The sequence below is a fragment of the Apilactobacillus xinyiensis genome, assembly GCF_019656235.1.
Lineage (GTDB): Bacteria > Bacillota > Bacilli > Lactobacillales > Lactobacillaceae > Apilactobacillus > Apilactobacillus xinyiensis.
In genome coordinates, this window is the sequence record NZ_BPLL01000004.1 from 1 (window position 1) to 13,793 (window position 13,793).

Genomic DNA, 13,793 nt, shown 5'->3' on the forward strand with positions numbered 1-13,793 from the left:
TGAATATCGAAATCATTCCATGAAATTAAATATTTAATTTAGTAATAATTGTCTAACTTTTTTAAGGCACTTCATTAATCATTCTGCTTTTTCTATACCTTCTATTTCAAGTAAGTCATTTTCCCATTGTTCTTCTAACGAATTAACGTTATTATCAATATCTTCAACTTTATTTTGTAAATTATTTAACTTATCAATATTATTGATATTATCAGGATTGGTCATAGCTATTTGTAATTCTTTTTTTGATTTAGCCAAAAGACTTAATTGATGTTCTATTTCTTGAACATTGCGTTTTAGTTTGCGAAGTTTCTTTTGAGTTTCTTTATCTACAAAATAAGCTTTTTTACTTGAACTGGTTTCTTCTGTAATTGTTTCCTTAACAGCTTCATGCTGACTTTCTAAAGCTGCTGCTTCCTCATCTTTTTTATCTAAATAGTAGTCATAATTACCTAAATATATTTTAGAGTGATGGTCAGCCACTTCTAAAATAGAGGTAGTCATTTTATTTATAAAATACCTATCGTGTGAAATAAATAGGATAGTACCCTCAAAAAATTCTAATGCTTTTTCTAAAACTTCACGACTATCAATATCTAAATGATTAGTTGGCTCATCTAAAATTAAAAAGTTATCATGGTGCATAGATAATTTAGTTAATAATAATCTGGCTTTTTCGCCACCTGATAATTCTTTAACGTTTTTTTCAACATCTTCTCCAGAAAATAAAAAACTACCTAAAATGGTTCTAATTTTATTTTCTGGGGTTGTTGGATAATCATCCCACAACTCATGTAAAACATCTTTGTCATTGTGAAGTAACTTTTGGTGTTGGTCGTAATAACCGATACTTACTCCAGTGCCAAAATTTATTACACCATTTAATTTTGGTATCTGACCAATAATTGTTTTTAAAATAGTTGATTTTCCAGATCCGTTGGGTCCAATGATTGCAATTCTTTGATGCCTTTTGATATCTAAGTTAATGTGTTTTAGCAGCGGAGTTTCATTATAGCCGACTTCTAAATCGCTAATACTTAAGACGTTATTACCACTTTGTCGATTAATACTGAAACTAAAGCGAGCCGATTTTTCACTACTGATGGGTTTTTCAATTTTATCCATTCTTTGTAATTGCTTTCTTCTTGATTGAGCTCGCTTAGTAGTGGATGCACGAACAATGTTTTTGTTTACAAAGTCTTGCATAGATTGAATTTCTTTTTGTTGCTTTTCGAATTGTTTAGCTTTTTGGTGTAAACGAGCTACTTTTTCTTTAGTAAAGTAACTATAATTTCCGTTATAGTATTCAATCGATCCATTACACATTTCATAGACTTCATTAACAACCTTATCCATAAAATAACGGTCATGTGAAATAATCATTAAAGCGCCATCATATCCACGCAAGTAGTTTTCTAACCAATTAATCGTTTTTACATCAATATGATTAGTTGGTTCATCTAAAATTAACAAATCGTTTTTTTCTAAAAGTAATTTAGCCATGGCTAGCTGAGTTTGCTGACCACCAGATAATTTGTTGATTTTTTTATTGTAACTTTTTTCATCAAAGCCAAACCCATGTAAAACTGATCTGATTTCAGCTTTATAACCAAAACCGTTATTACGTTCAAATTCAGCTTGTAGTTTTGAATATAGATTTGTTATACGTTCAAATTCCTTTTCATTATTGATAACTTTAGGGTCGGCAATTTTAGTTTCTAGATTATGAATTTGTTTTTCATCGTTTTTAAGCTTTTCAAACACACTTTCCATTTCTTCTAAAATAGTTTTATCTGAATTTAAGCCACTATTTTGTTGAAGATAACCAATTGATAAATTTTTATTCTTTATAATTTGACCTTCATCGATATCTTGCAATCCCATAATCATTTTAACTAAGGTAGATTTACCTACACCATTACGACCTACTAGGGCAATCTTGCTATTTTCTTGAACATTTAAATTTACTTTTGTGAAAATATCTTTACCTAAAAATCTTTTTGTGACATTTTTTATTTGCAATATATTGATGATATTCACCTTCTTTAATCGTTATGAAAACAAGCACTAGAGGTTAGTTTATCATAATTGTATATCTATATAAAATCTATTGAATTATCATATTGGTTGATAAGTATTTCACAAAGTTAAATATTGTGATAGAATAAAAATCGTATCTTTTACAATATGAGTAACAAATCTGGAGGGAAAAAATTGGTAAGTACTAAAATTCCTCGTGCAACTGCCAAACGTTTACCGATATATTATCGATATTTAAGCATTTTACACGATTCTAACCAAAAAAGAGTTTCATCTAGTAGTTTTGCAGATGCTGTACAAGTTGATTCAGCAACCATTAGAAGAGATTTATCTTATTTTGGTGCTTTGGGTAAGCGTGGATATGGATATGACGTTGATAATCTATTAAACTTTTTTAAGAAAATTCTAAATCAAGATCATTTAACCAGTGTAGGTTTAGTAGGTTTAGGTAATTTAGGGCATGCTTTACTTAATTTTAATTTTCACAAGGACAGTAATGTTAGAATATCTGCTGCTTTTGACGTACACGAAGACATGATTAATACTGTACAAGATGGAGTACCTGTCTATTCAGTTAACGATTTACAAAAACAACTAGAGGAACAACAAATAAAAGTTCTAATCTTAACGGTACCTAGTAGCGTGGCACAGGATATTTGTGATCAAGCTATTAAAGGCGGGGTAAAGGGGATTATGAACTTTACTTCTAGAAGGTTAGTTGCTCCTGATGATGTTAGAATTCAAAATGTAGACTTAACAAATGAATTACAAACTTTAATCTATTTTATTGAACATTATTCTAAAGAATAAAAGCACTCTAATTTTTAGAGTGCTTTTTTAGTATCAAAATTCTTGCATTTATCATTAAAAAAATATATATTAGTTATATAGATTAGCACTTGATGTTAAAGAGTGCTAAAAGCTAATTATGATTAATTTGGAGGGATAACATTGCTAAAACCATTAGGTGACCGTGTTGTTATTGAAACACAAGATGAAGAAGAAAAAACTGTCGGTGGCATTGTTTTAGCTAATAACGCTAAAGAAAAACCACAAACTGGTAAAGTTGTTGCTGTTGGAGATGGTAAAGTTCTCGATAATGGTAACACTTTAAAACCATCAGTCAAAGAAGGAGATACAATTATCTTTGATAAATATGCTGGTACATCAGTTGATTATGATGGTAAATCATATTTAGTTTTACATGATAAGGATATCGTTGCAATTATTGAATAGTAAAAATAATAATATTAAAAACTAAAATTTATGAGGTGAGTATATATGGCTAAAGAAGTTAAATTTTCTGAAGATGCAAGACATGCCATGCTTAGAGGTGTTGATAAACTAGCTAACACTGTTAAGACTACTTTAGGTCCTAAGGGTCGTAACGTTGTTTTAGAAGAAAGTGCTGGTAGTCCTAATATTACTAATGATGGTGTAACAATTGCTAAGTCAATTGATTTGCCAAATCATTTTGAAAATATGGGTGCAAAATTAGTTTCAGAAGTTGCATCAAAGACAGATGACATTGCTGGTGATGGAACTACAACTGCAACTGTTTTAACTCAAGCAATTGTTAATGAAGGAATGAAGAATGTTACTGCTGGAGCTAATCCGGTAGGTGTTCGTCGTGGAATTGAAAAAGCCACTGAAGTTGCTGTAGAAGCTTTGCATAAAATGTCACATGATATTAAAACTAAAAAAGATATCGCACAAATTGCTTCTATTTCAGCAGCTAGCAAAGAAGTTGGTGACTTAATTGCGGATGCAATGGAAAAAGTTGGTAATGATGGAGTTATCACCGTTGAGGATTCGCGTGGTGTAAATACAACTATGGACGTTGTTGAAGGAATGCAATTTGATCGCGGATACATGTCACAATACATGGTTACTGATTCAGATAAAATGGAAGCTAATCTAGATAATCCATATATTTTAGTAACTGACAAAAAAATCAATAATATTCAAGATATCTTGCCACTATTACAATCAGTAGTTGAACAAGGTCGCTCTTTATTAATTATTGCTGATGACATTGGTGGAGAAGCATTACCAACGTTAGTACTAAATAAAATGCGTGGAACATTTAACGTTGTAGCTGTTAAGGCTCCAGGATTTGGTGATCGTCGTAAGGCTCAATTACAAGATATTTCTACATTGACTGGTGCTACTTTAATTACCGATGATTTAGGATTGAACTTAAAAGATGTTAAAGTAGATCAATTAGGTCAAGCTAATAAGGTTAATGTTACTAAAGATGATACTACAATCGTTCAAGGTTCAGGTGATAAGGATAAAATTGCTGAACGTGTTAACGAAATTAAGAATCAATTAGCTACAACTACTTCTGATTTTGACCGTGATAAATTAAGAGAACGTTTAGCTAAATTGGCTGGTGGAGTTGCAGTTATCCGTGTAGGTGCTGCTACTGAAACTGAACTAAAAGAACGTAAATATAGAATTGAAGATGCATTGAACTCAACTAGAGCCGCTGTGGAAGAAGGATTTGTCCCTGGTGGTGGAACTGCATTTATCAATGTTCTTAAAGACATTGATGCAATTGAAGCTGAAGGTGATGTAGCCACTGGAGTTAAGATTGTACGCCGTGCTTTGGAAGCCCCAGTTAGACAAATTGCTCATAATGCCGGAATTGATGGTTCTGTAGTTGTTGAACATTTGAAGAACGAAAAACCAGGTGTTGGATATAATGCAGCTGAAGATAAGTATGAAGACATGGTCGCTGCCGGAGTTGTTGATCCAACTAAGGTCTCTCGTTCAGCTATTCAAAATGCTGCTTCAGTATCAGCTTTGTTATTAACAACTGAAGCTGTTGTTGCGGAAAAACCTGAAAAAAATGATGCTCCACAAATGCCAACTCAACCAGGCATGGGCGGAATGATGTAATATAAAAATATCGGTAAAAAGACCCCTTATTTATAAGGAGTCTTTTTATTATGCTTTAATTGCCTTGTCTTTATGAGTATGGATTTGTATAATTAGTTTAGTTTAATTAAGAGAGGATAAATCATTAATGTTAAAACTTGAGATAATTGTTTGGTTATTTGCAACAATGATTATATCTGCAGTTATTACACCGTTTATCAGAAAATTAGCGTTTCGATGGGGGGCCATAGACGACCCTAATAAGAGAAGAGTAAATAAGATTCCCATGCCAACAATGGGTGGATTAGCTATTTTTATCGCTTACACTATCGCAACGATGTTTCTCTTAAGAAATCAAATGCCTACACAATCTTTGTATGGGATTTTTGCTGGAGAAATAATTATAATTTTAACTGGTGTGATAGATGATATTTATGTTTTAAAACCACGACAAAAAGTATTGGGAATTAGTTTAGCAGCATTAGCAGTTTACTTTTTAGGTAATATTCAAATGAATACTATTGGTTTGCCATTTCTTGGCAACATAGATTTAGGTTGGTTTAGTTTACCAATTACTTGGATTTGGATACTTGCGATAACTAATGCTGTAAACTTAATTGATGGATTAGATGGTTTAGCTACAGGAGTTGCTGTGATTGCCTTAACAACGATGGGAATCACTGGAATGTTCTTTTTGAATGTAGGAAATACATATGTATCTATTATGATATTTGCTTTGGTAGCTTCTTGTTTGGGATTCTTACCTTACAACTTTTTTCCAGCTAGAATTTATTTAGGAGATACTGGTTCCTTGTTTATTGGATTTATGATTTCGGTATTTTCTTTAAATGGGCTTAAAAATGCAACTTTTATAACAGTTATAATTCCGGTAATTATTTTAGGGGTTCCAATTACAGACACTGTATATGCTATTTTAAGAAGAATGCTAAATAAACAACCAATATCACATGCTGATAAGCATCATTTACATCATCGTTTAATGCAAATTGGCTTGACTCATCGTCAAACTGTGTTAGTTATATATGGAATTGCGTTGATTTTTTCATTTATTTCATTGCTATATCCAATTTCTAATTTATGGGGCACAATTTTGCTAACTGTAGCTACTCTATTAGGCTTGGAACTATTTGTCGAAGCCATTGGCTTAGTTGGTAAAAATAGGCAACCATTATTAAATGCAATTAAAAATGTTGTAAAAAACAATACAAGTAAAGATAATCATTAAAAAAGACTGAGTTATAAGAACTCAGTCTTTTTTATATTCAACTTCAAAATATTGATCTTCTCCAATTTTAAACTCTACACGATCAGCTAATAAGTTAATTATGCTATTTTGAAATGACTCTATTTTTTCTTTATCTACAGACACCGATATTGTGACTTTACTAGTATAAGTTGTATCAATTACATTGATATTATTTTCTGATAAATAGTAATTTAATTTGTCAAAAAGGCTGTAATCAACCAATATATCTATTTGCGTTTGTAAAATTTTATTTACGATACCTAAATTATCAATCGTTGAAGAAGTTGCGTTACTGTATGCTCTAATAAGCCCACCGGCACCTAATTTAATTCCCCCAAAGTATCTAGTTACAACTGCTACTATATTGTGCAATTCATTTAGCTTGATAGCTTCCAAAATAGGTACTCCAGCAGTGCCAGTTGGTTCGCCATTATCACTAGCTCTTTGAATATGATCATCTTTACCAATTATATATGCATAACAATTATGGGTAGCCTTTTTGTGTTGCTCCTTAATGTTATCAATAAAATCGTTAGCTTCTGCATCATCTTTAATACGTGCTATATTGCATATAAATTGCGATTTTTTTATTATAATTTCGTGTGAACCACTTTTCTTAATTGTTAAATATTTTTCCACTATGTTTACACCATCCTTAATGTTTTTAATTTTTTATCTCGTAAATATAATTGGTGATAATAATGATTAAAAGTATCGAACTGTTATTTGGACGCCAAATATCAGAAAAAAATATAGATTTTAATTTAGTTGATAAAAGTTTATTGACTAAAAGAATTCCAATTAAAGTAAATAAAAATAATATTCAGTGTCTACGTTGTAATCAAATTAGTGATAAGCATTCGACAAAAATAAATGAAGTTTATTATTGTCGGAATTGTATCAATTTAGGTCGAATTGTTAGTGATGAATTTTTATATAGTGCTCGTGAACCTAATAGCTTTACTGAGTGTCTTTCTCCGTTAACATGGAATGGCCAGTTAACTGAACTTCAAGCACAGTGCTCAAGTCAAATATGTCGTATTTTTGCTAATAAAGAAAATCACTTACTTTGGGCGGTTACTGGAGCTGGTAAAACTGAAATGTTATTTAAGGGAATCGCTTGGGGCATTAAAAAGAAATTAAGAATCGCAGTCGCTTCACCTAGAATTGACGTATGTGTTGAACTTTTCCCTAGAATTCAATCAGCATTTAAAAATATTGAAATATTACTTTTACATGGCAAAAATGAACTACCTTATGCATATCATCAAGTAACCATTTGCACCACTCATCAACTATTAAAATTTTATCATGCTTTTGATATCTTGATAATTGATGAGGTAGATGCTTTTCCGTTCGTACAAGATGCAGGATTAAAATTTGCCGCTCAAAATGCTGTTAAAGAGAGTAGTAGTATTTTATATTTAACTGCTACACCTAGTGATGAGTTACTAAATGATGTTCGAAATAACAACTTATCGTTTAGCTATTTACCAATTCGATATCATCAACATTTGCTACCAGTAATAAAAAATCACTTAATACTTAATTTAAGTCAAAAATTAGCTAAAAATAAACTTAATTCAAAAATAATACAACTTATTAAGCAAAAAATTGCAGCTGAACAACGATTTTTGATTTTTGTACCTAAGATAGAATATCTAGAGATTTTAAATAATATATTATCTAAGTATTTTGATAATACTTTATGGGCTAGTGTATACTCTTCAGATACTGATCGGTTATCTAAGGTTCAATTGATGCGTGAACATAAAGTGCTATTTTTAATTACTACTACTATCCTAGAACGAGGCGTAACTTTTCCAGAAATTGATGTTATCGTTTTTAATGCGGATCATGATAATTTTTCTACTTCTGCTTTAGTGCAAATTGCAGGTAGAGTAGGCAGAAGTGCTAATCGTCCTAATGGAAATGTTGACTTTTTTATCAACTGCAAGACTAAAAATATTGTAAATGCAATGAAACAAATTAAATATATGAACAAATTAGGAAGCAGGACTCTTGAACATGAATAAGCAATGTCTGTTGTGTAATAACAGCATTTTAAATTCCATTTCATTAGAATTTATATTGTCATTAAAAAAACAACAAGTGGATTATATTTGCAAACAATGCCAACGACGATTTATTCTTATAAAACACGATGATTTTTGTAATTATTGTGGTAGATTAGGTAAGTTTAAATTGAATACTTGTGGAGATTGTAATCAATGGAATCAAAAGGGATGGTCTTGGTTCACTTGTCGTAGCATATATTCATATAACGATTTTATGAGTACCTATATGAAAAAATATAAATTTAACGGTGATTATTATTTGAGAAAAGTATTTTCAAAACAATTTTTTGATAAATTAAATCAAAAAGAATGCTTAGTGCCAATTCCAATTAGTAAAACTACCATGCATAAAAGAAGATTTAATCAGGTTCATGGATTAATGGAAAATTTAAAATTTCAAGATGTTTTGTTGGTAGATAAACAAAAAAATACTCAATCCCACCATAATAAAAAGCAAAGAATGGCTATGCAACAGATCTTTTCAATTGACGATAGATACATGCATCTAATAGTGGGAAAAAATGTTACGATAGTTGATGATGTTTATACAACAGGAACTACGATTAGATTAGCTGCTGCCATTTTAAAAGAAAATGGTGCAAAAAGTGTTTCTGGTTTTACATTAGCCAGATAATTAGTTATATTAAAGTATGTTATATATTGGTAATATTGCCAATTCTGTTTTTAAAATTAACTTTAAAATGTTAAAATAATAGTACATTTTAAAATCGAGATTTAATAATTTGGATTTAAATTAAAACCTAATTTAAAGTATGGAAGGAACATATTAATGCCTAATATTCTAAAAAAATGGGTCGAAAGTGATAAAAGCGAAGTTAAAAGACTTAGCAAACTTGCTGACAAAGTCGGTAGCTACGATGAAAAATACAGCAAGTTAAGTGATGAAGAACTTCAAGCAAAGACCCCTGAATTTAAAAAACGTTATCAAGATGGTGAATCACTAGATGATTTGCTTCCCGAAGCATTTGCTGCTGCTAGAGAGGGAGCTAAACGAGTTCTAGGACTAAAACCATTCCATGTTCAAATAATGGGTGGAATTGTGTTACATGAAGGTAATATTGCAGAAATGAAAACTGGTGAAGGTAAGACTTTAACAGCTACAATGCCAGTTTATTTAAATGCTATTTCAGGTAAGGGTGTGCATGTTGTAACGGTTAACGAATACCTTTCACAACGTGATGCTACTCAAATGGGTGAATTATACAACTGGTTAGGTTTATCAGTTGGAGTTAACTTATCTACTAAGAGTCCTGAAGAAAAACGTGAAGCATACAATGCTGATATTACTTATTCAACTAATAGTGAAATTGGTTTTGACTACTTACGTGACAATATGGTTGTTTATAAAGAAGAAATGGTTCAAAGACCTTTGAATTTTGCTATTGTTGATGAGGTTGATTCTATTTTAATTGATGAAGCTAGAACTCCATTGATTATTTCAGGTCAAGCTAAGGGTTCGAATGAACTTTATAAACAAGCTGATAAATTTGCAAAGACTTTACATGAAAAAGATGATTTTAAGATTGATTTAGAAACTAAAACAGTTTCATTGAATGATAATGGAATTTCTAAAGCAGAAAAATACTTCAATCTTAAAAATCTTTATGATACAGACAATACAGCGTTGACTCATCATTTAGATCAAGCTTTAAGAGCTAACTTTATTATGTTGAAAGATAAAGATTATGTGGTTCAAGATGGTGAAGTTTTAATTGTTGATTCATTTACTGGACGTGTTATGGAAGGACGTCGTTTTTCTGATGGCTTACATCAAGCTATTGAAGCCAAAGAAGGCGTTGAAATTCAAGAAGAAAGTCAAACTATGGCTAACATTACTTACCAAAACATGTTTAGAATGTATCATAAATTAGCTGGTATGACTGGTACTGCTAAAACTGAAGCGGAAGAATTCCGTGAAATTTACAACATGGAAGTAATCACTATTCCTACCAATAAACCGGTAGTAAGAATTGATGAATCTGATGTTTTATATCCAACTCTAGAATCAAAATTTGATGCTGTAGTTGATAAGGTCAAAGAATTACATGCAAAAGGACAACCAATCTTATTGGGAACCGTAGCTGTTGAAACTTCTGAATACTTGTCTCAACGTTTGGATAAAGAAAATGTTCCGCATGTTGTTTTAAATGCTAAAAACCATTCTAAAGAAGCTGATATTGTTGCTAATGCTGGTCAAAAAGGAGCAGTTACTATTGCTACTAACATGGCTGGTCGTGGTACTGATATTAAATTAGGACCGGGTGTAGTTGAAGCAGGTGGATTAGCAGTTATTGGTACTGAAAGACATGAATCTAGACGTATTGATAACCAACTTCGTGGACGTTCAGGTCGTCAAGGAGATCCAGGTTGGTCACAATTCTACCTTTCACTAGAAGATGACTTAATGAAACGTTTTGGTTCAGAAAGAATCAAGAATTTCTTACAAAGTATGAAAGTAGAAGGCGAGTCAGCTGTAATTAAAAGTAAATTGATTACTAAACAAGTTGAATCTGCTCAAAAACGTGTTGAAGGTAATAACTACGATTCTAGAAAACAAGTTCTTCAATATGATGACGTTATGCGTCAACAACGTGATGTCATCTATAAAGAAAGATATCAAGTTATCAGTGAAGATAAATCATTAAAATGGGTTATTGTACCAATGATTAAACGTACAGTTGATCGTATTGTTAACTTGCATACACAAGGCGATAGAAAAGATTGGGACTTAGGCACTATTTTAGATTTTGCAATTAGTGTTATTACCAGTCCTGATAATATTGGTTTAGATGACTTAAAAGATAAGTCAGCTGATGAAATCAAAGAATATCTATTGAATTTAGCTAATGATATTTACGAAGATAAAGAAAAACAATTATACGACCCATCACAAATGCTAGAATTTGAAAAAGTTGTATTGCTAAGAGTTGTAGATTCACATTGGACTAACCACATTGATGCGATGGATCAATTACGTCAATCAATTGGTTTACGTGGATATGGTCAACTAAATCCTTTAGTTGAATATCAACGTGAAGGTTACAAGATGTTTGAAGAAATGATAGCTGATATTGAATATGACACTTCTAGATTATTTATGAAGGCTGAAATCAGACAAAATATGGAAAGATAATAAAAAAACGGAACTTCGACTTATGTTTGTCGTTCCGTTTTTTGTAAATAAAGGGATTGAATTTAATGGAGTTAAATGAAGCAGAAAATGAACTTACTAAGATTAAACAAGCTATAAGTGGCTTTAGGAGGTCACTTTGACTTTGATAATCTGTCAGAAAATATTGAAATAAATGAGATGAAAATGACTGAACCGGGTTTTTGGGACGATCAAATTAAAGCTAAAAAACTAATCGATGAGAATAATAAGTTAAAAGCTAAACTAGAAAATTTCAATAACCTATCCAGTCGAGTTGAAGATTTAGAAGTTAGTTTAGAACTATGTAAAGAAGATGATTCTACTGATCTAATTAATGAATTTCAGACATCTTTAATAGAAACTAAGCAACATTTAGATAAATATAGATTGAATATGTTGTTAAACGGAAAGTATGATTCTAATAATGCTATTTTAGAAATTCATCCTGGTGCAGGAGGCACTGAATCACAAGATTGGGGTTCAATGCTGCTAAGAATGTATACCAGGTGGGCTGAGCAAAATAAATTTAAGGTTGAAATGCTTAACTATCAAGTAGGTGATGTTGCGGGAATCAATGCAGCTACTTTAATGATTTCTGGTGAAAATGCATACGGTTATTTAAAATCAGAAAAAGGAGTACACCGTTTAGTACGATTATCACCATTTGATTCTGCTGGTCGTCGTCATACTTCTTTTGCTTCGGTTGATGTTATGCCAGAACTTGATGAATCCGTAAACATTGATATTAATCCTGCTGATTTAAGAATTGACGTGTTTAGAGCCAGTGGAGCTGGTGGACAGCATGTTAATAAAACTTCATCAGCAGTTCGAATAACCCATGAACCAACCGGAATTGTTGTTTCTAGTCAGGCTCAAAGATCACAATTGCAAAACCGTCAAACTGCAATGAATATGCTTAAATCAAAGTTATATGAGTTGGAAGAAGAAAAAAAAGCTCAACAAAAGGCTGCTTTAGAAGGACAACAAATGGACATTGGATGGGGTTCACAAATCCGTTCATATGTATTTCACCCATATTCTATGGTTAAAGATCATCGAACTAACTATGAAACTGCTAAAGTTCAAGCGGTTATGGATGGAGAATTAAACCCATTCATAAATGCATATTTACAGTGGAAGTTAAGTCAAAATAATCCTAAATAGTTTCGAGGTTTTTTAATTATGAATATATTAATTGCTTTTTTAATTTTCTTTTGCCAACCAGTTTTATGGATAGGGATGTTCCGTAATTATTTAAATTACAGAAAAAGAATTGATCGCGAAAGAGATTTGTTTACTACGGCGATTTACCGTTCTAATAATGAGTTTAGACATTTTATAGTTAGCTTCTTGTTGTTAGGAGTTATATCGTCAGTTGTTTCAATTTTAATAGGAATGATGCTACCCATTAATTTTATTGTAATTTATGAAATTCTTTTATTACTAAACCTGGTACTTATTCCTACTCACATAATGCCTGTTTTTATTGCTTTTTTAAGTGCAATTGGTTATTTAATAATTGGTAATGTTTATTATATTAATCAATATACAAATCTAGATTTAAATATGAGTGCAGTTGCAAATCAAAATTTACTTGTTTTTATAACTATAATACTGTTTTTAAGTGGGATATATTATAAGCTATTTGGTGGTAGAATGAATTCGCCACAAATGTATTATAATCAAAGAAATACTAGAAAAGTTTTTTATATCTTTAAAGAACTAACTGTAATTCCAATGTTAATTTTAATTCCAGGTAATTTGGTGAGTTCAATACCATATTGGCCTGTATTTAATTTTGGACATACTACGTTTAGCTTTTTATTTCTCCCAGTTGTTTTAGGCTTAAAATTTAAATTTTTTAATCATATACCGAAAGACTATTTGCATAAATTAGGTAACGTTATCCTTAAATTTAGTGCTTTAAGTTTATTAGTAACTGGAATAAGTTATTACTTTAATTTTACAGTTTTATATAGTTTATGTGCATTAGCTTTAATTTTCTTACTAATAATGCTAGTGTTTAGAACTAAAGACAACAAAAAAACAACTCCGTTTGCGGAAGCTGTAAATGGAATTAGAGTGGTTGCTGTTGAAAAAGACACTCCAGCTAGTCGAATGGATATTTCCATCGGCGATATTATTACTGAAGTTAATGATATTCCTGTTAAATCTGAGAGTGAATTTTATCAAGCAGTTTTACAACACCCTACTTATTGCCGAGTTAAATTGACTACACCTGATAATGTGATTAAATTAACGGAAACGGCTATATATAACGATGCTCCACATGAATTAGGGATTGTTATGTTTAAAAAAGTGTAAATAATTGTAAATATTATTTCAAATTTAA

11 protein-coding genes are annotated in these 13,793 nt (G+C 31.1%); 9 read left to right on the forward strand and 2 right to left on the reverse strand.

Annotated elements, in window-relative coordinates:
* Nucleotides 1-78 precede the first annotated feature (78 nt).
* Complete coding sequence (locus K5Q11_RS01740; protein WP_251067895.1) at nt 79-2,022, reverse strand: ABC-F family ATP-binding cassette domain-containing protein; 1,944 nt, start codon at nt 2,020-2,022, stop codon at nt 79-81.
* Between the two features lie 192 nt (nt 2,023-2,214).
* Here K5Q11_RS01740 and K5Q11_RS01745 point away from each other — a divergent pair, with 192 nt between their 5' ends.
* From K5Q11_RS01745 to K5Q11_RS01760, 4 genes are all read left to right on the forward strand, one after another.
* Nucleotides 2,215-2,850: a redox-sensing transcriptional repressor Rex gene (locus tag K5Q11_RS01745; RefSeq protein ID WP_220751010.1), complete on the forward strand. Its 636-nt coding sequence runs from the start codon at nt 2,215-2,217 to the stop codon at nt 2,848-2,850.
* 141 nt (nt 2,851-2,991) lie between these two features.
* Nucleotides 2,992-3,276 (forward strand): co-chaperone GroES, encoded by a 285-nt coding sequence (groES, locus tag K5Q11_RS01750; protein ID WP_220727929.1) that lies wholly within the window; start codon nt 2,992-2,994, stop codon nt 3,274-3,276.
* A 45-nt stretch (nt 3,277-3,321) separates the two neighbouring features.
* Nucleotides 3,322-4,944 carry a chaperonin GroEL gene (gene groL / locus K5Q11_RS01755; RefSeq protein WP_220751011.1) on the forward strand — a complete coding sequence of 541 codons (1,623 nt, stop codon included), beginning with the start codon at nt 3,322-3,324 and terminating at the stop codon, nt 4,942-4,944.
* Nucleotides 4,945-5,071: 127 nt separating this feature from the next.
* Entirely contained in the window at nt 5,072-6,169 is a 1,098-nt protein-coding gene (locus K5Q11_RS01760; protein WP_248601844.1) for a glycosyltransferase family 4 protein, read from the forward strand.
* Between the two features lie 21 nt (nt 6,170-6,190).
* Here K5Q11_RS01760 and K5Q11_RS01765 read toward each other — a convergent pair whose 3' ends face one another.
* Nucleotides 6,191-6,832 carry a YigZ family protein gene (locus K5Q11_RS01765; protein WP_220751029.1) on the reverse strand — a complete coding sequence of 214 codons (642 nt, stop codon included), beginning with the start codon at nt 6,830-6,832 and terminating at the stop codon, nt 6,191-6,193.
* Nucleotides 6,833-6,891: 59 nt separating this feature from the next.
* Between K5Q11_RS01765 and K5Q11_RS01770 the strand changes: the two genes are divergently transcribed.
* The 5 genes from K5Q11_RS01770 (at nt 6,892) to K5Q11_RS01790 (ending at nt 13,765) form a co-directional block, all read left to right on the forward strand.
* Nucleotides 6,892-8,226, forward strand: a complete 1,335-nt coding sequence (locus K5Q11_RS01770; RefSeq protein WP_220751012.1) for an ATP-dependent helicase ComFA — start codon at nt 6,892-6,894, stop codon at nt 8,224-8,226.
* 268 nt (nt 8,227-8,494) lie between these two features.
* Nucleotides 8,495-8,902, forward strand: a complete 408-nt coding sequence (locus tag K5Q11_RS01775) for a ComF family protein (RefSeq protein WP_220751013.1) — start codon at nt 8,495-8,497, stop codon at nt 8,900-8,902.
* A gap of 156 nt (nt 8,903-9,058) precedes the next feature.
* Entirely contained in the window at nt 9,059-11,422 is a 2,364-nt protein-coding gene (gene secA / locus K5Q11_RS01780) for a preprotein translocase subunit SecA (protein WP_220751014.1), read from the forward strand.
* 65 nt (nt 11,423-11,487) lie between these two features.
* A protein-coding gene (prfB, locus tag K5Q11_RS01785; RefSeq protein ID WP_220751015.1) for a peptide chain release factor 2 occupies nt 11,488-12,604 on the forward strand; the annotation gives its coding sequence in 2 pieces (ribosomal slippage) (nt 11,488-11,559 and nt 11,561-12,604; 1,116 coding nt in all).
* A gap of 18 nt (nt 12,605-12,622) precedes the next feature.
* Nucleotides 12,623-13,765 (forward strand): PDZ domain-containing protein, encoded by a 1,143-nt coding sequence (locus tag K5Q11_RS01790; protein ID WP_220751016.1) that lies wholly within the window; start codon nt 12,623-12,625, stop codon nt 13,763-13,765.
* Nucleotides 13,766-13,793: the final 28 nt, after the last annotated feature.